The following is a 1091-nucleotide window of genomic DNA, read 5'->3' as shown; positions in this document are numbered from 1 at the left end:
AAGCTAAAATATTATGTTGAGCAGAAATAGACAACGCCTTATAATACTTGATTTGTCTATTTTCTTTCTCAACATAATATTATATAATACCCTCAAGCATTATTGCTAAATTCATAATAGTTTACACCTTCTATCGGAAGGTTTCTGTTGAGTCTCTCACAGGTGAACAGTACAGGCTTATCAAATATAACCACCAAATCAAATTTGTCTGATAACATATTATTTTCCCGCACCTCCTCTCTTGTTTCTTTTACAAGCGTGTCTGCATCACTTTCTCTTGCATCAAGCAGAGGCTCACAATTATCAAAACCAAAATGTCTGTCCTGCTCAATATCATTTTGAATGCCGAGGATGTTTCTGAACGGAACAACTATTTTATACCCCTCACAATTCACTGCACACATTTTTGTTTCGGCATTAACACCTTCTATGTCCTCTTTGAGAATTTTCTCTATATCCGTTCCCTGCACAGCTTGGGGATTTACAAACACAATTGTGTCTTTTTCTTCAATTTTGTCCGCCATCATACCTTCCCGCATTTTCAGTCTGATATTCTGTCTATACATAAATTGTTTGTCTGACAGATATTCTTCATGCGTCATTCCCATAGCTATGAGCGCCTCATCTCTTAATTTTATCGCTTTATCAATATCGACATCGTTTACAAGATAATGCATTCCGTAGTCTCCGAAATATGCACTCACCCTTTCATCCAGCGGAATCTTTTTCAAATCTTCATATGTTGCAATCAGTTCTATTTGTTTCAACCGCATCAAGTTTCATAGCTTTCATCTCCTCTACATTGTGATTTCAAACATTTCCTCGTCATCTGTGTCTATATCAAATATACTGAGCTGTGAATTCTCCGGCGGTTTATATTTCCGAACTTTATCGGCGCAACCTTCAAACAATTGCAGATATATATCGTTGTTGCCAAACCTTCTCATTGCTACAAGGTCGTCGTCTGCTATCGCATTTTCAAGCGCACGTTCATATCCCAGCACTGCCGATACATATATTTGCTTTGCAAATTTTTCATCTAATCCGATATACCTCTTTTTCAGATAATTCAGGTTTTCATCAGCTTTGAA

At 36.9% G+C, this 1091-nt stretch carries 1 protein-coding gene and 1 pseudogene; both read right to left on the bottom strand.

The window, feature by feature from the left end; translation table 11 throughout:
• Positions 1-92 precede the first annotated feature (92 nt).
• Complete coding sequence (locus H8706_RS12060) at positions 93-677, bottom strand: hypothetical protein (RefSeq protein WP_262432835.1); 585 nt, start codon at positions 675-677, stop codon at positions 93-95.
• A gap of 120 nt (positions 678-797) precedes the next feature.
• Positions 798-1091: pseudogene (locus H8706_RS12055) on the bottom strand (hypothetical protein); the annotation flags it as partial.

This window comes from Qingrenia yutianensis (assembly GCF_014385105.1).
Taxonomy (GTDB): domain Bacteria; phylum Bacillota; class Clostridia; order UMGS1810; family UMGS1810; genus Qingrenia; species Qingrenia yutianensis.
This window is presented reverse-complemented; position numbering and strand designations above follow the sequence as displayed.

Coding starts and splice junctions, on each gene's coding strand:
- H8706_RS12060 (WP_262432835.1), bottom strand. CDS start 677: ATGCATTATCTTGTAAACGATGTCGATATTGATAAAGCGATAAAATTA.